Source organism: Acidovorax sp. SDU_ACID1 (genome assembly GCF_045291395.1).
In the GTDB taxonomy this organism is placed as follows: Bacteria; Pseudomonadota; Gammaproteobacteria; order Burkholderiales; family Burkholderiaceae_C; genus MR-S7.
The window spans coordinates 5007242-5025552 of record NZ_CP152342.1 but is presented as its reverse complement, the minus strand read 5'-3'; the positions used below and the strand labels follow the sequence as shown (position 1 = coordinate 5025552).

The following is an 18311-nucleotide window of genomic DNA, read 5'->3' as shown; positions in this document are numbered from 1 at the left end:
GGAGAACACCATGGCCCGCACCCTCTTCACCGCCGCCAGCCTGGCCGCACTAACGCTCGCGGCCGCGGGCGCCGCCCATGCCGCCACGAACGCGACCGTCGTGATCCAGTCCGGCATGCCCCATTACCAGGTGCAGTCCACCTACCCGCTGCCTCCGCCTCCGCCGCGCTACGAGCGCGTGCCCCCGCCGCGCCGCGGCATGGTGTGGTCGCAAGGCCACTGGGAATGGCACGGCAACCGCCATGTGTGGGTGCCCGGCCAATGGGTGCGCGTGCGCCAGGGCTACCACTACCGCCAGCCGCACTGGGAGCAGCGCGGCAACCAGTGGCACTACGCGCGCGGCGGCTGGGACCGCGACGGCGACGGCGTGCCCAACCGCTACGACCGCCGGCCGGACAACCCCTACCGCCGCTGACGGCCCCGTTCCCGCGGCGCGCTTTCGCTGGTACGATGCGCGCCGCAGGAGAGCGAACGGCAGCGCGCCGTTCCACCGAAGGCGCAAACTCCCATACACGCTCAGGTTCCGTACTGCACACCAACACAGCCGTCTGGAGAGCCGCCCTGCCATGCAGGGCGCACCGAAGGAGCAAGCACCGCGCGAGGACCGCGCGGCGTGAATCTCTCAGGTACCGAGGACAGGGGGAGCGGCAGCCAGACACTGGCGCCCGCTCGCTCCCAAAAGAGTAGCTGCTCGCGCGCGCCCGGTCTGCGCAAACCTTGAAAAAGGCTTGTAAAACCATGCGCGTGATCGTTCTCGGCGCCGGCGTCGTCGGCACCACTTCCGCCTATTTCCTCCAGCAACTCGGCCACGAGGTGACCGTCATCGACCGCCAGGCCGCGCCCGGTGCAGAGACCAGTTTCGCCAACGGCGGCCAGATCTCGGTGAGCCATGCCGAGCCCTGGGCCAATCCCGGCGCGCCGCTCAAGGTGCTGCAGTGGCTGGGCAAGGAGGATGCACCGCTGCTTTTTCGCCTGCGCGCCGACATGCGCCAATGGCTCTGGGGCCTGCAGTTCCTGCGCGAATGCACGCCCGCGCGCACACGCCACAACATCGAGCAGATCGTCAGCCTGGGCAGCTACAGCCGCAGCACGCTGCAGCAGCTGCGCGAGGACACGGGCCTGCAGTACGACCAGCGCACGCAGGGCATCCTGCACTTCTACACCAGCGCCAAGGAGTTCGACGCAGCCCTGGCTCCCGCAGAGCAGATGCGCGCGCTGGGCTGCCACCGCCGCGTGGTGAGCGCCGACGAGGCGGTGCGCCTCGAACCCGCGCTCGCGCACATCCGCCCGCTGCTGGCCGGCGCCACCTACACGGCCGAGGACGAGTCGGGCGACGCCAACCTTTTCACGCGCGAACTGGCCCGCGTGGCGCGGGCGGCGGGCGTGCAGTTCCGCCTGGGCTGCCACATCACCGCGCTGCACCAGGCGGGTGGCGCCATCGACCACGTGGAGATCACCGACGAGAACGGCCGCTACGAGCGCGTGCAGGGCGACGCCTACGTGCTCGCGCTGGGCTCGTTCAGCCCGCTGCTGGCGCAGCCGCTGGGCCTGCGCCTGCCCATCTACCCGGCCAAGGGCTATTCGGTGACGCTGCCTGTGCGCGATGCGGCCGCGGCCTATGAGGTGAGCCTGACGGACGACGAATACAAGCTGGTCTTCTCGCGCTACACCAGCGCACAGGGCGACCGCCTGCGCATCGCAGGCACGGCCGAACTGAACGGCTACGAACGCGCGCTGAACACCGTGCGCTGCGAGGCCATCGTGCACCGCGTCGAGCAGCTCTTTCCCGGCGCGGGCGATGCGAGCCAGGCCCAGTTCTGGAGCGGCCTGCGCCCGGCCACGCCGAGCAACGTGCCGCTGATCGGCAGGACGAAGTACGGCAACCTGTTCCTCAACACCGGCCACGGCACGCTGGGCTGGACGCATGCCTGCGGCTCGGGCAAGTCGCTCGCGCGCATCGTGAGCGGGCTGGTGCCGGAGCTGGACTTCGCCTTCTGCGGCATGCCCCGGTCCGCAGCCGCCACGCGGCCAGCGGCGCTGACCACCTGACTGCCAGGCAATGCTGCTTTTTTGATAGCTGGCAGCGCTTTACCAGCAAGCGCCAGAGGCCAAAAAGGCTTGAAACTAAGCGGTAGCGCCCGTGAACACGGTGAGCACCCCCGTGTAGCCGTACAGGCGGTGCGCGGCGATCTCGCCGCCTGCGAAGAAGCCGGTAAGCGGCACGTCGCCCAGCGCGTGGCGCACGATCTGCAGCTCGGCGCCCGGGCCGCCGAAATGCGGTCCGCCCCGGCCCGAGCAGCTCACGTAGACGGCGCCGGCAATGCGGCGCCCGCCCGCGGGCTCGGCCGCCGCGCCGTGCGCGGGCACGGCTTCCAGCTGAGGGGCCAGCTCCTCGCGGATCTCGGCGCAGATGCGCACCAGGTCGGCGCGCGCAGCGGCCACATGGCGCTGGCAGAACGCGAGCCGCATGCCTGCCTGCACGCGCTCGTCCAGGGCCACGCCGCGGCGCGTGGCATCCAGCCCCACGATGTGGCGCACGCGCACGTCGGCGCCGAAATGGCCGGTGCGCTGCGCATGCGGTGCATCGGGCTCCACCAGGCCGGCCAGCGTGGCGCGCACGGCATGCAGCGCGGGCTGAGGGTCGCCCTCCAGCGTCACGCCCAGGGTGTCCAGCAACACGTCGAGCGCGGGCCGGCCGTCCAGCGCCAGCACCACGTTGTCCTGCGCGGCGGTGATGGCGGCCTGCGCGCCGATGGGCTGGCAGCCCTGCGTGACGCGCGAGACCACGCCCACGTCACGTGCGAACGCCACGCCCGACAGGCCGCCGCCGAACACGCCCGGCCCCGCCGCGCCGCTGCGCGCGAACTGCACGCTGCGCGTGCGGCTGGCTGCGAGGCCGCCGAACAGGTAGCCGCTGTGCGTGCGCTCCGCCAGCTCCTCCACCAGTTCCGCCAGCTCGGGCGCATGGCCGTCGGCATGGACCAGCGCCGTGTGCGCGGTGAACGCCGCATCGCGCGGCAATGGCGCCACGCCGGAGAACACGCGGTATTGCGCGCGGGGAATGTCGCAGAGCATCACCGACAGCGAGGGCTCGTCGAAATGCTCCACGCCGTTGCCCGCCACGCCCACGCCCACCGTGCCGCTCCAGTCGGTGACGGAAGGCAGCGCGGCGGCCAGGTGGGCGAGCAGCGCCTCGGCTTCCGGGGCGTAATGGCCGGTGATGTAGAGCAGCCCCAGCGCGGGCGCAGCCGCGTGATCAGGCCCTGCCATCTGGGCGTGGAGCTGCTCCAGCACGCGCGCTGCCGCCACCCGCCATTGCGGATGCGCGGCATGCGCGTGGGGAAAGGGCTTCATCTCATCCGGAGCGCTTGGCGCGGGGCGATGCGGCGCGCGGTGCGGCCTTCTTGGCGGGCGCCTTGCGCTTGGCCGCCGGCTGCTTGGCCGCGGCGGCCTTGGGCACGCCCGGCATGCCTTGCGTTGCGAGCTTCGCGGCCATGTCGGTTGCGGTCTTGAACGCGCCGCTGGCCATGTCGCGCGTGGCCTCGAAGGCCGCCTGCGGCGGCGGGGCCTCCTGCATCGCCTTGGCCGCGATCTGCTGGAACTGGCTGGTCAGCGCGCTCCACCACTGCACCGGGTCCACCATGGGCGGCGCCGCAGGCGCCTCGCGCTGCGGCTCGGCGGACTCAGGCGCTGCTGCAGCGGCCTCGCCCGCTGCGGCAGCCGGCGCGGCCTGGGGTGGCGCAGGCTCCGCGGCCGGAGCCTGCGCGGCGAACGCCTGCGCCCCCTTGCCGAAGGCGTCCGCGATGTCTCCCATGGCCACGTTCATGCCCTGCAGGGTGGACAGCGTCATGCGCTGCACCTCGAGCGCCTGCACGGTGGCCGTGAGCGCGCGCGCGTTCTGCTCCAGCCAGAACTGCACGGCCTTGAGTTCGGCGATGCGCTTGTCGAGCTCCTCCACGCTCACCGTTGGAGCCACCCAGCCCGACAGCGAGGGCATTGCGGGCATGCCCGCGGAAGCGCCTTTCGCGAGGTTTTGCATGAAGTCGAAACCCGGGACGAAACGCCCGAAGCCGAAGGGGGATGTGTCGCTCATGGCCGCTCCTGGATATGCATGTGGGTTGATCGGTGGCCGACAGCTTACTGCCAATGCGCTGCCGCACCAATGGCGCGCAAAGGCCCTGCACGCGCGGCCCGCGCGTGGTATTTGCCACGCATCTGCGCACGCATGCAGGCCCTGCGCGGGCAACACGCTCTAGAATTCCACCGCCAGCACGTCTGGCGTGTATTCCTATTTCAAAAGAAACAACCAACATCATGGCAACTGCAAAGAAGACCACCGCTCCGGTGAAGAAGCCCGCCGCCAAGAAGGCTGCGGCACCCGCCAAGAAGGCCGCCGCGCCGGCGAAGAAGGCTGCTGCTGCGCCCGTAGCGCTCAAGCCCGTGAAGGAAGCCTTCACGAAGACCTCGCTGGTCGCCCACCTGGCCGCGCAATCCGGCGTCGAGCCCAAGGCTGCCAAGGCCGTGCTGGCCGCGCTGGAGACGGCCATCCTGGGCTCCGTGCACAAGAAGGGCTCGGGCGAATTCACGCTGCCCGGCCTGCTGAAGATCGGCCTGCTGCAAGTGCCCGCCAAGAAGAAGCGTTTCGGCAAGGACCCGTTCACGGGCGAGGAGCGCTGGTTCCCGGCCAAGCCCGCATCGGTCAAGATCAAGACCCGCGCGCTCAAGAAGCTCAAGGACGCGACGCTCTGATCGCTGTGCAGCCTCTCGAAAAAAGCAGCCTCCGGGCTGCTTTTTTTCATGGACGCCGCTCAGAACGTGTGAATGAATCCGGCGTGGCCGAGCAGCGCGTCAAAACGCGGCTGCACTAGGCGCAAAGCGCAGCCATAGCGCGGGCTATGGCGAGCATTTGCAACGACGGGCAGGCGTGTTTTGGCGTGATGAGCGGGCATGGCGGATTCGTTCACACGTTCTCAGCCCGCAGGTGCTTGCAGGTACAGCGCATGCAGGCGCTCGCGCGCGGCCGCGTGCAGGCCCAGGCGCTGCTCCAGATAGCGCTCGACGCCGCCATGGTCGCGCTCCACCGCATGCAGCGCTGCCTGCAGGAAGTCCTCCTGCACGCGCCAGATCACATCCAGCACTTCGCTGGGCGCCGTATTCGCCAGCTCCACAGGCCTGCGGTAGAGGCCGTTGGTGAGCAGGTAGTCCTGCATCACCACTTCGCGCGACACGCCCAGCGCCAGCAGGATCAGCGCGGCCGCGAAGCCCGTGCGGTCCTTGCCTGCCGTGCAGTGAAAGACCAGCGGCGTGTCTTCATCGAGCAGGTGAGCGAACAGCGCGGCGAACTGCTGCGTGTTGTCGGAGACGAAGGCGCGGTAGGTGTCCTGCATCAGTCCCACGGCGATCGGCGCCGTCATCCGCTGCCCTGCCGCCGCCATCTCCTTGGCGCGCTGCACGACGGTGGGCTCGATGGGCAGCGCGTGGTAGCGCACGGCGGGCAGCGCGTAGGCCAGGGCCGAGCTTTCCGCCTGCCCGCGAAAGTCCACGGCGCGCGCCAGGCCCAGGCCCTGCAGCACATGCGCGTCCTGCGGCGTCAGCCGCGCCAGGTGGTCGGAGCGGAAGATCCGGCGCCAGCGCACCACGCGGCCATCCTGCCCTGCATAGCCGCCCAGATCACGGAAATTGGAGGCACCCGACAAAGAAAGGGAACGAGAGAAATCATCCATGCCGGTCACTGTATGCGAAAGCATCCCTACATTGCGTCACAGAAAGGCGGCGTGGGGCCATTGCCGCGCGCGGCATCGTCCGACGAGACATGCGGGGCGATGGGCGTACAAACAGCCCAGGAGGTTCCACCATGCCCACCCCGCCACCGCCCCCCGTTCCGCCAACGCCTGTGGATCCGGGCGACATGTCGCCCCCCAAACCCATCCCCATCGATCCGCCCGCCCACACGCCGCCCGTGGATCTGCCAGGCAATCCCATGCAGGAGCCTGTCTGAGAGCGGCCTGGAGACAACCATGACCCGCCGAGAAGATCCGCCCATCGAAGATACCGATCCGCCCATCCATCCACGCAAGGTTCCCGCTTCGCTGGACCGGCGTCGCGCAGGCTGGATCATCGTGGCGGCAGTCGTGATCTCATTGCTGATCGGCGGCTTGGCGCGGTTGCTGACGCCCGACGCCGATCCGTATCTTCCGGAAAGCAGAACCGCCACAGGAGCCGAAGCGCCAGCGATCCCGGTGCCGCCACCGCGTGGGGCCACCAAGTAGTGCCGCTCTGCCGGTGAAAGACCTGCAACGCCCCCCGCCGAGCAAGGCTTGGATGAATCAACGGGGGTGCTAGAGTGTTCGAGGTCGATCAACAGGCGTCTGCTACTCGCATCGCGCCTAACCAAAACATTCATGAACACCGAAGCACTGAGCCAGTTCGCTTACTACAGCCATCTGGCCGATGGCCACAAAGCCAATTGCGTAGGAACCATCATCAAGTCCGCGCGAGTTTTCAATGCCTCGCACGGCATCACAGGCGTGCTTCTGTTCGACGGAGAGCGCTTTTGCCAATACATCGAGGGAGCATCCGCAACGCTTGACGCGCTGGTGGAGCGCATACGGCAAGACGATCGCCACCAGACAGTGATCACCCTGCTCCACGGCCCGCTGCCGGGTGGCAGGCGCTATCCCGACTGGTCCATGGCCTTCTCGGATGTAGACGGCGATGCGATCATCGATGAAATGATCTCCAGCACGCCCCATGAGGCGCTGGCCCTGCTCAAGGACAGGCACCTGACGCTGGATATCGGCTGAGCCCAGCCTCTCCAACACCCACTTCCAAATACCCAGAACGCTTCGGGCGCTACTTGCGTTGTCCGGAGGGCCCGTCTTTTGTGACCCAGGGCACGACCGCGAGCACCATGAGGGCCAACACCGTGCAAATGAGTGCGGCAGACTCCTTGCCTACGCCCACGGCGACCCCGATAGCCGCAGTGAACCAGATGCCGGCAGCGGTGGTAAGCCCTTGGATGTGCTCATGGCCGTCCTTCGAGGACTTCAGTATGGCTCCAGCTCCCAGGAAGCCTACCCCTGCCACTACCCCTTGAATCACGCGGCTGAGTTCATTGGCCTGGGCCCCCATCAGCTGAGAGATCATCACGAACATCGCTGCTCCCATAGCCACCAGCATGTGCGTACGGATGCCCGCAGCCTTGCCGCTGGCCTCTCGCTCGAATCCCAGCGCCCCTCCGAACAAAGCCGCGAGAAAAAGCCGGGTGGCGACCCTGGTCGCCTGCTCGATGTCCGACAGGTCCGCGAATTCCTGGGCAATGGTCCGAAAAACCGTATCAGCGGCTGAGGCCTGGTCGCTCATGGGGATCAGCAGAAGTGTTCACGGCATCGTCTGCCCGTTGCACATGCCCGGCAGAGGAACCGCCGGCGCGGTTGCCATAGCTGGACACATCGCCACCTGCTCCGAACCTCCGCGCATTTTCGCCGTTGCCCGGGTTCTCCCCTTCCACTGCACCGCCGCCTCGGGGGTCGTCACGCATTCCATACTGGCTGAAATGGCCGCGATCGCGGGCACGCTCTCGCTGCGCTGCGACAAGCTTTTCGGCCACAGAATCCTTTCCAAACACCGCTTCGTCTGACATGGTCTACTCCTGAAGAGAAGCTTAAAATGCTAGGTAGACGGGTGTGCGGCCGGCGTAGGACTGCGCTGTATTCCCTGCACTGGGAATAAAAAAAGCGCCGCAGCTTGATTGCTGCGGCGCTTTTGTTTGACTGGTGGCTGCATCGCCCCCAGGTCGAACGCGCCCAGCGCCTGCACCTGCGGCCGCGCATCGAACTCCGGCAGTTGCTCGGCCATCGCCTTGAGCCCATCGAGGATGAACGCCCAGCGCGCGGCCGCTATCTCAGCGCGCATGGCCGGCGAGCTGGCAGGCCGCCCCAGCGCATCCTCGTGGATGCTGTCGCTGCGCGGCGCATGCGCGGCCAGCGCCATGGCCCGCGCCAGCTGCTCCCCGCCTTCCTGCAACGCCCGATAGCCCTCGGCCTGCGCGTGCGCGACGTAGGCGCGCTCATACGTGCCCGCATAGTCGCGCGCCTGTGTGCTGGCCTCGGCCGCCAGCGCCTGCAGCTCCTTGGCGCCCCTGGCCAGCGCCGCGCGCAGCGCCTCGGCCATGGCCTGCGCATCGTTCTTGCGGTTGAGCTGGGCGCGCGTGGCCTCGTCGCGCTCGAAGCCCGCGGCCGAGAACGCCGCCTGGAACGCCGCATCGGCCGCGGCCGCCTCGCCCTCGGCCGCCTCGATCTTGGCGGCCAGCGTCGCCTGCGCGGCCTTGGCCTGGGCGAACCGCGGGCCGGCGCCGGTTTCGTAGGCGCTGCGCGCCCGCTCCAGCTCGGCCAGCGCAACGTGCAGCGCGGCCTGGGCGCTGCGGGCGTGTTCGTGGATATCGAATGCCATGCTCTGCTCTCCTTTTCAGCAATCGGCCTGGGCCTGGGGTGGAAGGGCATCGACGGCCTGCAGCCCGGCGCATGCGCTGCTGAACAGCAGGCTCAGCGCCGGGTCGGTGCCGACGGCCTGCCCGGTGATGCGGTGCAGCTGCGCGCGGGCGGTCTGGTACGTGGCCAGGGCCGCCTGCAGTTCGCCGCGGGCGGCGTTGAATGCCTTGCGGGCTTCGGTTTCAGTCATGGGTTGCTCCTTGGGACTGGGTTAAGGACTGGGTTAAAAAAACACGTGGGAAGACAGGCGCGATGGCGCGGCAAGGGCCTCGGCCGGCGGCGGCCGCTCCAGCCACTGCCCCGCCCCGCAGCCCTGCAAGTGCCTGCGCGCCACCTGCTGCGCAGCCGGACTCAGCTGGGGCAGCAGGGTGCGCACCGCCTCGCGCAGCTGCTGCAGCTCGCCCTCGCCTGCCTGCATCGCCTCGATGCGCGCCTGCAGCGCCGCGGCCGTGCGCGTGGCCTTGTCCAGCTGGGCGGCCAGGCGCTGCGCCTGGGCAGCGCCCTCGCGCTCCTGCGCCGTGGCGGGCACCACGGCGCGCAGCGCCTGCAGCTCGGCCCGGCGCTTGTCGCGGTGCCGGCGCTGGCGCTCGGCGCCGGTCATAGGGGTGGCTTTGCTGCGCATGGTCAGTACGGCAAGGCGCAGAACAGGTGGCAGCGCTGCAGCGCATCCTTGGGCGGCAGGTACCACGCGGGCACGCCCGGCAGGCGAGCCTGCGCGGCCATGGCGCAGTTGCCCCTGTGCTGCAGGTGGTAGCAGTCGCGGCAGCGGTGGCGGTCATCGGCCAGCACGTCCGCGGCCGGGGCCGACAGCAGCGCCAGCAGGCCCGCCTTGTGCTGCGCGATGGCCTCGCGCGTGGGCCCATCGAGCCATTCGGCGGGCCACGCCTGCAGCGTGCCCGCGGGCGTGGCCGACAGGTGCAGGCCCCTGCATTGCAGGCGCTCCAGCAGCGCGGCGGCGTCGGTTCTTGTGTCGCTCATGCTGCGCCCTTCAGAACACGGCCACATCGCCGGGCGCAGGCATCGGCCGCTGGCCCGCCGCCTGGCGCACCGCCCAGTGCAGCAGCCCGGCGCGGTGCCCGATGCGCACGAAGCGCTTACCGTCCACGATGCGCCCCTGCATGCGCTCGATCCAGCGGCCCAGCATGCGCGAATTGATCTTGCCGGCCTGCCCCGCGATGTCGTCCATCGCCATGGCCAGCAGCGCGTCGGTGTCGCCGCGCCGGATGGCGCCGCCCACGGTGGCCTGCTCCGGCCCAAACGCTGCAAACCACGCTTCGGCCAGCGCGCGCAGCTTGGTGGTTTCCGGGTCCTGCTCGAAGGCGCGCGCGGCCGCTTCCATGGGGTCAGCCAGCGTGGGCAGCCCTGCCCCTTCGGGTGTGCCAGCGATCGCGGCCACCTGCTGCGCCAGCCAGCAGATGGGCTGGCGCACCAGGTCGTCCCAATGCTCGAAGCTCGCCGTGCGCCCCTTGGCCATCTTGGGCCGCCCCGCGGCGATGTACGCCCGCACGATGGTCAGCGCCGCCACCACGTAGGCCAGGCGGTCGGCCTGCACCATCTGCGCGGGGTCGAACGCGAAGTCGCGCGTGTAGGGCGTCTCGCTCTGCGCGTCGATGCGCGCCGTGAGCACCCTGCGGCAGGTGTCGGACGTCATGCGCAGGTTGTTGCCCGTGGCGATGAACAAGGCCCGGTTGGGCAGGGTGACGGTTTCGCTGCTGCCCAGCACCCGGTCGGAGAACGTAGGGGCCGTGAGAAACGCATCGAGCGAGGCCGAGCCCAGCGGCTCGCGCACGTTGTCCCACAGGACCACGCGCTGGCCTTCGCGCAGCACGGCGAACAGGCGCTTGCGCGTTTCCTCGTCGGTGTCGGCCGGGGGAAGAATGGACGGCTCCGAGCCCATCGCCAGGATGCCGATGCAGCGCGCCAGCAGGGTCTTGCCGCTGCCCGCGGCCGGGGCGTCGAAACCCACGCCGGGGGCCGTGGGCAGGCTGGCGCGCAGCGCGGCCGACAGCAGGCCGTGCAGCGCCACGCCATTGGCCACGGCATCGACCAGCGGGAACAGCGCCAGCGGCGCCCACAGGAAGCGCAGCGCGGCCAGGGCGTCCTGCACGGTCGGCTTAACCGGCACGCGCGGCGGGTTCGGGTGCTCGCAGTAGAACAGCAGGCCCGAGGCCTCGTCGTGGCCGGGGCGGTCGAGGATGCTGCCGTCCATGCGCAGGGTGGGCGCGGTGACCACGGCCACCAGCTTCTTGAACCCACGTTCGCCATGCTTGGCCAGGATGGCGCGGGCCACCGAGAGGGGCGCATCCTCGGGGCCTTCTTCGGGCGCCTCCTCCCCGTCGGCCTTGCGGCGGTGGCGCACCGAGTAGAACTCGCACACGCGGCCCATGTGGTCGGCGAGCCAGTCGGGCGTGACAGGCCGCGCCTTGCCGTCGCTCACATAGGCCACGGCGCCCTCGCCGTAGTCGAACAGCTCGCCGCGTTCCTGCAGCACGGCCAGCACCGCATCGGTGGTGGCCACGCGCATGCCGCGCCCTACCTGGATGCGCGCGCTCTGGCGCAGCAGCTCGAAGCGCATGCCGCCATGGCGGTGGGTGAACAGGTACGGCCGCTGGCCGCTCTTGAGGTTGACCACGGCCACGCGGGTGTCGCCGTCGGGGTCCAGCGGGTCGGCGAACTGCGCGTTGTGCCAGCGCCCGGGGCGGTCGAGGATCTCGCCCACGGACACGGGCTTGCCCTGTTCGCTGGTGAGCACGAAGTCGCCCATCAGCACCCGCTGGGCGCTGGCGCGCTGCAGCACGTCGCGGGCCTTGTCCAGGGTGATGCCGCGGCGCTTGGCCAGGCCCGGGGCCTGCTGCGCCGCCCAGCGCTCGCGCTGCGCCGCGCACTGGCCGGCAAGCTGCTGGCGGGCGGCCTTCTTGAGCGCCTGGGCCTGCTTGTGCGTGTCGGCATCGTGCGGGATCAGCGCCAGGTCGAACAGGGCCAGCGGGTCGCCAAAGAGGCGCGGCGCGGCGTGCGGCCGCTGCAGGCTCTTGCCCAAGAGGGGCGGCGCGCAGAAGTCCAGGCGCTCGGGCTGCCACACGCTGGCGTCGATCAGGGTGCGCTCCAGCGCCTGGCCCGCGCGGCCTACGTCGAACCAGCCATGGCCTGCGGCCCACAGCAGCTGCGCCAGCGCCCTGCCCGCCTCGGGAATGCGCGAGGCATCGCGCACGGGAATGTAGAGGCGGTGGCGCGTGAGGGCCGACAGCGCGCGGCCATCGGCCGTGCACACGCCGGCCGAGCAGCTCGGGCGCCAGAGCATGGGCGCATCGGCCAGGGCTGGGCAGGCCTCGGCCAGGCGCTGGCGGAACACGTCTGCCGTCAGCTCGCCATCGGGCGCACCGTCGTGGTCGAGCATCAGCACGCCGGGGCCTGCGGGGTAGGCGAAGTGCCTGCGCGTGCGGGAGATGGCGCCGGGGATGCCGGCCGCTTCGCGCTCGGGCACGATGGGCACGCCCTGGCCTGCGGGTGCGTCGCACACGCCCCAGCTCGTGGCCTGCGCGGGGCCGAGCGCTTCGAGCATGTCCGCGAGTTCCTGCAGGCCGTGGACCACGGTGCGCACCGCCGTGCCCCGCAGCATGTTGGCGGCGCTTTCCTTGTGCAGCGTGCCGTCGGGAGCCAGGGTGAGCACCTTGGTCAGCCGCTCTGGCACGGTGGCGGTGAAGACGGTGAACTGCAGTGCGGGGTTTGCCGCGCCCGAGCCTGGTGCGCTGGCCTTCTTGGTTGCCATGGTGGGGTCTTCTCTAAAGCCGGGTGGCGGTGAATCGGGGCGTGCCGGCCAGGTCGGCCGCCATCGCGTAGACCTGCAGTCCGCAGGCGCAGGCCTTGCGGGCCAGCTCGGCGGCGCCCTGCCATTGCGCGGGGTCGCTGGCGTCCGCGAACACATGCAAGTGGCGCAAGCCGCGGGGCCAGCGCGCATGCGCCAGGGCCTGCGCATCGGGCACCGCCCACACGGGCATGCGGGCGGCCTGGGCGATGCGCAGGGCCTGCACGATGCCTACGGCGATGCCCAGCGCGCCGCGCGTGCCGTCCACCGGGGCCAGCCGGGCGCAGGCGCCCAGCGCGGGGCCGGCCGTGCCGGTGAGCTTCACGGGGGCCGGCACTGCGGCCGGCGCGCCGTCGGTGGCAAGGTAGATGCGCTGCAGCGCTACCGCATGGGCTTCGGGCGCGCAGCGCACTCCGTGCGGGTAGGTGTCCAGCTCGAACAGGGCCAGCAGCGCGGGGAAGCTGCCCAGGCAGGCGGGCGTGCCGCCGCGCTGCTGCCAGTAGCCCAGCGCAGGGTGCAGGCGCAAGGCGGCCGGCCGTGTGCCGTGCGCCACGCCGCTGCGCGCGAGGAAGCACGCTGCAGCGTCGCCGGGCGACAGCGGCCGCGCCTCGGCCCACAGGCCGGCGATGCGGGCGCGGTTGGCCTCGTAGGCGTGCCTTGCGCCTGCTGCGCTCATGCTGCTGTGCCTTCCTGCACGGGCGCTGCCGTCAGCGCTGCATGCAGCGCGTCGAGCATGTCGTCCATGGCTGCGGCGCGCCCGTGCATCGCGTCGGCCATCAGGCGCAGGGCGGCGGCCAGGTTCTCGCCGGTGAGGGTGTCGGCCGCGTAGGGCACCATGCAGGCGACGGCCTGCCATGCGAGCTGCACCTGGCGCAGGATGGCGAGCTGGTCGCAGGCATCGAGCGCCAGGCTGATGTCCTGGCCGCGCTCCGGGCGGCGGGCCAGCGTGGCGCGGATGGTTTCAATGAGGGTGTGGATGGCGTCCAGGCGCTGCTCCATGGCCTCGCTGTGCAGGTGCAGCAGCTCGCCCAGCCCATCCATGCCGACGGCCGCGCCGGGGTTGCTGGCCCCTGCGGCCAGTGAGGCCACGGCGTGGCAGGCGCGCAGCACGGTGCGCAGGGATTCGGTGTGGTCCTGGCATTGCAGGACGTGCTGCGCCAGGCAAGGCTCCGCCTGCGCTGCCTCACGGGCAGCGTTGTGGGTGGTCGCGTGCATGGCTTACCCCTCCAGGCTCAAGGCAACGTCCAGGCCGCGCAGGGCGGCCAGGGCCTGGGCCACCTTGCGGCGGGCGTGGCCCACGTCGAGCTGCGGCTGGCGCAGGTGGTGCAGCGCCGTGTTCAGGGCGTTGTGCGCCTGGGCGTGCAGCCGGATGGGGTCGGGGGTGCCCGTGGCGGGCGACGAGGTGGGCGAGACGGTGCGCGCGGCAAGTGCGCGTGCGGGGATGCGGTCAGCCATGATGGCCTCCAAGAGGTGCGGTTTGCTACAACCGACGTCATCGCTGTCAAACGATGGCGGCGGCTCGAACGGGTTGACAGACCGGGCACCTCTTGCGAGAACCGGCGAGCCTTGCGGCTCCCCGTCCGAGCCACCAAAAAATGGAGGCGCGAACAAACAAGCCGCAGGTGCTCTGCGGAAGAGGCTGCGGCTTGCGTCGCAGAGGTGCATCGGGCTGTCAAACCCGATCACGCCTTTTTTTGACGTGACGGCGCAGTGTAGCGCGCTGCCGGCCTGGGGGGCAAGTGGGGCCATGGCGGGGGTCCTCAAGTCGCCGCGCCTGCATGCGCGCGCAGGTGCTTGTCGGCTCGCGCCAGCACGTTCGCAAGCGCCTGCGGCGACTGCGGCAGGTTGATGGCCGGGTCGGGCTTGCCCGAGGGCGAGAGCGTGCGCACCGCTTCGGCATGCACGACGAAGCTGTAGCCGCATTCCGGATCGTCGCACTGGTAGATCAGCTCGCGCAGCGTGGCCGACAGCCCGCGGCTGTTGCGCGTCTTGGTCTTGCCCTTGCAGTGCGGGCAAAAGAAGGTCAGGCGCGGGTAGCCGCCGCTCATGCCGCACCCCCTGCTGCCGGGCGCGCCTCGATCCAGGCGTTCACGTCGGCTTCGCGCCAGGCCACGCAGGTGCCGTGCAGCTGCACCGGCCGGGGAAAGCTGTTGGCCTTGATCCTGGCGTAGACGGTGCTGCGCCCCAGGCCCGTGGCAAAGCACACGTCGGCAATGCGCAGCAGCCGCACGCGCTGGACCGGGGGCGCCGCCGGCACTGCGGCTGGCGAGTGGGTTGTCTGTAGGGATTCATGCATGTCCCTATGGTCTTGTGGGGACAGCTCAAAGCCAAGGAACCTGCGCTGTGGCTGCGCCAGCCACAGCAGGGGGTGGAAGAAATGGGCGCCAAAACGACGCGCGCGCCGTGGCTCCGCGCGGAGCGCGGTGTGGGTTAAACGTCAGGATGAGCGGTCGGTAGTACATGTGCGCCAAATGGCGCACAAAGGGAGGCGAGACTAGAGCGTGTTATGAACTTGATAGCGCGTGCGGTAGATTCGCCACATGGCAAGGCGCAAGCAGTACCCCACGGATGTCACGGATGAGGAGTGGGGCTTCGCGGCGCCGTACCTGGCACTGATCGACGAGAAGGCAGCGCAACGCCAGCACGAACTGCGCGAAGTGTTCAATGCCTTGCGCTGGATGGCCCGTGCGGGTGCGCCCTGGCGCAGGCTGCCTGGGGACTTCCCGCTGTGGGAGGCGGTCTATCAGCAAACACGCCGCTGGTTGCAAGCAGGATGCTTTGAGGCAATGGCCAACGACCTTCGCTCGGTCATTCGCGTGGCGCAAGGACGCCAGGGCCAGCCCAGTGCGGCAGTCTTGGATGGACGCACCTTGCAATCGAGCTGTGAGAGTGGTCCGCGTGCTGGCTACGATGGTTACAAGCGGCGCAACGGCTCGAAAGTGCACATGGCCGTCGATACGCTGGGGCATTTGCTGGCCGTCCATATCACACCAGCCAATGAACAGGAGCGAGCGCAAGTGGCGCCGTTGTGCGAGGCGGTGCAGGAAGCGACAGGCGAGACGGTGAGACTGGCCTGGGCCGACCAGGGCTACACGGGCGAAGAGCCCAACCGGCAGGCCAGCGAGCACGGCATTGATCTGCAAATTGTCAAGCTGCCCGAGGCCAAGAAGGGCTTTGTGCTGCTGCCCAGGCGCTGGGTGGTCGAGCGCAGCTTTGGCTGGCTGGCGCGATTCAGAAGGCTCAGCCGCGACTATGAAAGATTGCCCGAAGTGCTCGCCGGATTGCATTTCCTGATCTTCGTGATCCTCATGCTGCCAAAGGCGTTGCCTGCCTTGGGCACGGGGGTGAGTTCATAACACGCTCTAACTCGCCACAAAATTGAGCTGAGTCGAACTGCTCAAAAAAAATGAATTCGATTCAACTTAAGACTCTGGCACAGGAGGACAAGGTCGGCACCTCATCCCACAGCCAACGCCGGGGCAATAGCTGCCCGAAGTTCACGCAGAACGTTTTCAGTCCCACCTTCTTGCGCAGTGTCTTCAGGCAGATAGAAGACACGGAAACCTCGATGGCTAAATCTAAGAAGTTTCCCGAAAAGCGTCTCTTCGCATAGACAGAGAGGGGTTGAAGTGCTCCCTTCGGCGCGGAGCACTTTTACCGCGCCCGCAGCAGTGTCTTCGGCACTAATTTGATATTTTGCGAAATCGACTTGAAGATCCCAAACTTGCAGTCGAGCCCTGTCTACTCCCATCCTGCTAGCAACTTCATCTAGAATATCCTTAATCCTCTTCGTCAACTCCTTGACCTTTACAACCTCGCTGAGAGGTATCAGCACTTGATGCTCGCACACGGTCTTGGCAGGTTTTCTCTCAAGAATGGCAGCAAGGTGGCTCCTTGTTATTTCATCAACCGATGAGTCACGGTATAGCTCACGAAACTGTGCGATGAAATAGCTGTCATCAAAGTCAGCCCAGGTACCCCTCTCAAGGAGTGACCGAATAGTCTTCGGCCTACAGTCCAGCATACCTAGGGATAACAACTTCTCGATTGCGGTAGTTAATGACCATTCAAGTGCCGCAACAGTCTTGTTAAACGGCACTTGGAGATAGTCATAATATCGCGAGACGAGCAAATGATCTGCTGCCCTCGCGGCTTTTGCTGTATACGCAAATGCACCCGAACCATCCAACGTTGCTTGGCTAGTCAGGTAGTCCGTATCTACAGAGCCATAGGGCAACCCAGTGTGGTGCGCAGTTCTTTTCAAGTAATCTAGGCGGTCACAATCCAAATCCGAGCTAATTATTTCCATTAAAGTGTTTTCTGGGTCGCTCCTCTCAAAAATCCTCTCTATCTCCAAAGCATTTTTGCCATGGCGCACGAGAACTTTATTGATTTCCTCATCTTCTTTGATAATAAAAGAACCGAGAACTTCATGATTCATCGGCCCCTCCACTTCTGACAGATCAGTTGTAGCACCGTTGGCCTCATACGCATTCTTGGCGCCACCCTCACTGGCATTTTGAAATAGCTGCCTAGAATAGAAATTCTTTACCACATGTTCCGTAGCATGCGAAAACGGATAATGCCCCAAGTCATGCAACAAAGCTCCAAGTCGCAAGTCGCAAGTCGCAAGTCGCAAGTCGCAAGTCGGTACGATATTTTTCTGCCTTTTCCTTTGCGCGGCTGTCACCATTTACTGCAATAGCATCAATCATTCGTGAAGCATTGTGGCATGCACCTAACGAATGCGAAAACCGAGAGTAATTAGCTGCAGGAAAAACATAATATGCCAACCCAAGCTGCCTAACGTTATGCAATCTTTGAAAGGCTTTAGTGGCAACAATATCTGATTCCAGGGACGTCAGCTGAATAGATCCATGAACCGGGTCAGTAATACGTTTCATTTTGGCAATAAAAAAGCACCTCTTTCGAGGTGCTCATTTTGATGGATTCTTATTGCTGAAGAAGGCCGTGCCTGCGGAGACTACTTTCTCCTTGGTCGATCCAGCCTACCAAATGCTCCTTAGTCCGAGCAATTGTTTCTCTGACGCGTACCGCATCAAGGCTGCTGACTTTGTACAGATAGTGCAAGGAAGCAAGCAGTTCATACCAATGAGCTTTCGTCAATTCCACACCAGGAGGAATTTTCAAAAGCTGGCGGGCGCTCTTTAGCCTTTCCGCCAAATCACTCCGCAATGCTTTTCCAGAGCCTGCTTCCGCAGCTGATTCGGCAAGCTTGTAATAGTCCTGTGTAAGAGAAGGAGAATATGGCCCCTTCACATACCAGCTATAGCGGTAGCCTAAATCAACACCGAAAAGTTGCCCCAAATACACTGCTTTTTGCAGGCGCAACCGATTTTCAATGCCTTCAATAGAAGGTTCTTCTCCAAGCTCGCGTAAAAAGAGGTCTAAGACTTCGATTTTGGGGTCCATGGTGCCTCTCCGTAAAACTTAACAGCTCTTTGCTAAGCATCTAATTGTACCTTTTGGCAAGGCCTAGCACAACTTAGGGCATGTCGGCAAGAGGAGACAACTGTCTCCGCCTGCTTGAACACCCAATCTCGTGGAGTCGCATTGCCCAAGAGCCTCCTTCGACAGCCATCACAGCAAGCCTTGTCAGCAGGTGCAATGCCCCAACGAATCTCACGCGTGCGCCTCATGGAGGCACGCATCATCGTTGCGCCTCTCCAGCTTGGTGGGCTTGGTGGGCTTGGTGGGCTTGGTGGGTTTGGTGGGCTTGGTGGGCTTGGTGGGTTTGGTGGGCTTGGTGGGCTTGGTGGGTTTGGTGGGTTTTGAGGGGTTATTTTTGGACGAAACGCGAGCATGTGAAAACAAGCGCTCGTTTTGGCTTGGTGCCATCGGCCGCGCTGCCTGGTGGGGTTTGTAGGCTTTGAAGGGTTTGCCGACCGTCGAAGCGCGAGCAAGTGTTTTGCCCAAGACACCGGCCTGCACCCTGCTGGAACCCATACCAATTCAAATTTGAGATACCCGAAAAGAACTACCTACAAAGCCTACAAACT

Annotated in this window: 25 protein-coding genes and 1 riboswitch; of the genes, 6 read left to right on the top strand and 19 right to left on the bottom strand. The window is 66.8% G+C overall.

Annotated features, from left to right (window positions below):
• The first annotated feature begins 10 nt into the window (after positions 1–10).
• Together AAG689_RS24390 and AAG689_RS24385 are read left to right on the top strand one after the other, a co-directional pair.
• Complete coding sequence (locus AAG689_RS24390; RefSeq protein ID WP_406624153.1) at positions 11–415, top strand: hypothetical protein; 405 nt, start codon at positions 11–13, stop codon at positions 413–415.
• 123 nt (positions 416–538) lie between these two features.
• Positions 539–649, top strand: a riboswitch (glycine riboswitch).
• Between the two features lie 89 nt (positions 650–738).
• Entirely contained in the window at positions 739–2049 is a 1311-nt protein-coding gene (locus AAG689_RS24385; protein WP_406624152.1) for a D-amino acid dehydrogenase, read from the top strand.
• A 75-nt stretch (positions 2050–2124) separates the two neighbouring features.
• Here AAG689_RS24385 and AAG689_RS24380 read toward each other — a convergent pair whose 3' ends face one another.
• Both AAG689_RS24380 and AAG689_RS24375 read right to left on the bottom strand, forming a co-directional pair.
• Complete coding sequence (locus AAG689_RS24380; RefSeq protein WP_406624151.1) at positions 2125–3354, bottom strand: FIST N-terminal domain-containing protein; 1230 nt, start codon at positions 3352–3354, stop codon at positions 2125–2127.
• 1 nt (position 3355) lies between these two features.
• Positions 3356–4093 carry a PhaM family polyhydroxyalkanoate granule multifunctional regulatory protein gene (locus AAG689_RS24375; RefSeq protein WP_406624150.1) on the bottom strand — a complete coding sequence of 246 codons (738 nt, stop codon included), beginning with the start codon at positions 4091–4093 and terminating at the stop codon, positions 3356–3358.
• A gap of 221 nt (positions 4094–4314) precedes the next feature.
• Here AAG689_RS24375 and AAG689_RS24370 point away from each other — a divergent pair, with 221 nt between their 5' ends.
• Positions 4315–4749 (top strand): HU family DNA-binding protein, encoded by a 435-nt coding sequence (locus AAG689_RS24370; RefSeq protein ID WP_406624149.1) that lies wholly within the window; start codon positions 4315–4317, stop codon positions 4747–4749.
• A 221-nt stretch (positions 4750–4970) separates the two neighbouring features.
• On the opposite strand, the gene AAG689_RS24365 is transcribed toward AAG689_RS24370, so the two are convergent.
• A complete protein-coding gene (locus tag AAG689_RS24365; protein WP_406624148.1) occupies positions 4971–5723 on the bottom strand; it encodes a tyrosine-protein phosphatase in 753 nt (250 codons plus the stop codon).
• 294 nt (positions 5724–6017) lie between these two features.
• On the opposite strand from AAG689_RS24365, the gene AAG689_RS24360 reads away from it, so the two are divergent.
• Together AAG689_RS24360 and AAG689_RS24355 are read left to right on the top strand one after the other, a co-directional pair.
• Positions 6018–6269: a hypothetical protein gene (locus tag AAG689_RS24360; RefSeq protein ID WP_406624147.1), complete on the top strand. Its 252-nt coding sequence runs from the start codon at positions 6018–6020 to the stop codon at positions 6267–6269.
• A gap of 132 nt (positions 6270–6401) precedes the next feature.
• A complete protein-coding gene (locus AAG689_RS24355) occupies positions 6402–6803 on the top strand; it encodes a BLUF domain-containing protein (protein WP_406624146.1) in 402 nt (133 codons plus the stop codon).
• Positions 6804–6852: 49 nt separating this feature from the next.
• Here the strand turns inward: AAG689_RS24355 and AAG689_RS24350 are convergent, their stop codons facing one another.
• The 12 genes from AAG689_RS24350 to AAG689_RS24295 all read right to left on the bottom strand — a co-directional run bounded on the left by AAG689_RS24350 (position 6853) and on the right by AAG689_RS24295 (position 14587).
• Positions 6853–7362, bottom strand: a complete 510-nt coding sequence (locus tag AAG689_RS24350; RefSeq protein WP_406624145.1) for an MgtC/SapB family protein — start codon at positions 7360–7362, stop codon at positions 6853–6855.
• Positions 7337–7642 (bottom strand): hypothetical protein, encoded by a 306-nt coding sequence (locus tag AAG689_RS24345; protein WP_406624144.1) that lies wholly within the window; start codon positions 7640–7642, stop codon positions 7337–7339. The genes AAG689_RS24350 and AAG689_RS24345 overlap by 26 nt, the downstream gene beginning before the upstream one ends.
• 29 nt (positions 7643–7671) lie before the next feature.
• Positions 7672–8451: a hypothetical protein gene (locus AAG689_RS24340; RefSeq protein ID WP_406624143.1), complete on the bottom strand. Its 780-nt coding sequence runs from the start codon at positions 8449–8451 to the stop codon at positions 7672–7674.
• A gap of 15 nt (positions 8452–8466) precedes the next feature.
• Positions 8467–8679 carry a hypothetical protein gene (locus AAG689_RS24335; RefSeq protein ID WP_406624142.1) on the bottom strand — a complete coding sequence of 71 codons (213 nt, stop codon included), beginning with the start codon at positions 8677–8679 and terminating at the stop codon, positions 8467–8469.
• 33 nt (positions 8680–8712) lie between these two features.
• Complete coding sequence (locus tag AAG689_RS24330) at positions 8713–9111, bottom strand: hypothetical protein (RefSeq protein ID WP_406624141.1); 399 nt, start codon at positions 9109–9111, stop codon at positions 8713–8715.
• A gap of 2 nt (positions 9112–9113) precedes the next feature.
• Positions 9114–9467: a hypothetical protein gene (locus AAG689_RS24325; RefSeq protein ID WP_406624140.1), complete on the bottom strand. Its 354-nt coding sequence runs from the start codon at positions 9465–9467 to the stop codon at positions 9114–9116.
• A 10-nt stretch (positions 9468–9477) separates the two neighbouring features.
• Complete coding sequence (locus AAG689_RS24320) at positions 9478–12255, bottom strand: hypothetical protein (RefSeq protein WP_406624139.1); 2778 nt, start codon at positions 12253–12255, stop codon at positions 9478–9480.
• 13 nt (positions 12256–12268) lie between these two features.
• The gene (locus AAG689_RS24315; protein ID WP_406624138.1) at positions 12269–12967 is read right to left on the bottom strand and encodes a toprim domain-containing protein; all 699 of its coding nucleotides are present in this window, start codon (positions 12965–12967) and stop codon (positions 12269–12271) included.
• Entirely contained in the window at positions 12964–13506 is a 543-nt protein-coding gene (locus AAG689_RS24310; protein ID WP_406624137.1) for a hypothetical protein, read from the bottom strand. The genes AAG689_RS24315 and AAG689_RS24310 overlap by 4 nt, the downstream gene beginning before the upstream one ends.
• 3 nt (positions 13507–13509) lie before the next feature.
• Positions 13510–13746, bottom strand: coding sequence for a hypothetical protein (locus AAG689_RS24305; RefSeq protein WP_406624136.1), 237 nt, complete (start codon positions 13744–13746; stop codon positions 13510–13512).
• 305 nt (positions 13747–14051) lie between these two features.
• Positions 14052–14339 (bottom strand): ogr/Delta-like zinc finger family protein, encoded by a 288-nt coding sequence (locus tag AAG689_RS24300; RefSeq protein WP_406624135.1) that lies wholly within the window; start codon positions 14337–14339, stop codon positions 14052–14054.
• Positions 14336–14587 (bottom strand): AlpA family transcriptional regulator, encoded by a 252-nt coding sequence (locus AAG689_RS24295; RefSeq protein WP_144425092.1) that lies wholly within the window; start codon positions 14585–14587, stop codon positions 14336–14338. The genes AAG689_RS24300 and AAG689_RS24295 overlap by 4 nt, the downstream gene beginning before the upstream one ends.
• Positions 14588–14831: 244 nt before the next feature.
• Between AAG689_RS24295 and AAG689_RS24290 the strand changes: the two genes are divergently transcribed.
• Positions 14832–15647, top strand: a complete 816-nt coding sequence (locus AAG689_RS24290; RefSeq protein ID WP_406624134.1) for an IS5 family transposase — start codon at positions 14832–14834, stop codon at positions 15645–15647.
• A gap of 101 nt (positions 15648–15748) precedes the next feature.
• Here AAG689_RS24290 and AAG689_RS24285 read toward each other — a convergent pair whose 3' ends face one another.
• The 4 genes from AAG689_RS24285 to AAG689_RS24270 form a co-directional block, all read right to left on the bottom strand.
• Complete coding sequence (locus AAG689_RS24285; protein WP_406624133.1) at positions 15749–16891, bottom strand: hypothetical protein; 1143 nt, start codon at positions 16889–16891, stop codon at positions 15749–15751.
• Positions 16884–17195: a hypothetical protein gene (locus AAG689_RS24280; protein WP_406624132.1), complete on the bottom strand. Its 312-nt coding sequence runs from the start codon at positions 17193–17195 to the stop codon at positions 16884–16886. The genes AAG689_RS24285 and AAG689_RS24280 overlap by 8 nt, the downstream gene beginning before the upstream one ends.
• A gap of 49 nt (positions 17196–17244) precedes the next feature.
• Positions 17245–17724, bottom strand: coding sequence for a hypothetical protein (locus AAG689_RS24275; protein ID WP_406624131.1), 480 nt, complete (start codon positions 17722–17724; stop codon positions 17245–17247).
• A 210-nt stretch (positions 17725–17934) separates the two neighbouring features.
• A complete protein-coding gene (locus tag AAG689_RS24270; RefSeq protein ID WP_406624130.1) occupies positions 17935–18228 on the bottom strand; it encodes a hypothetical protein in 294 nt (97 codons plus the stop codon).
• Positions 18229–18311 lie beyond the last annotated feature (83 nt).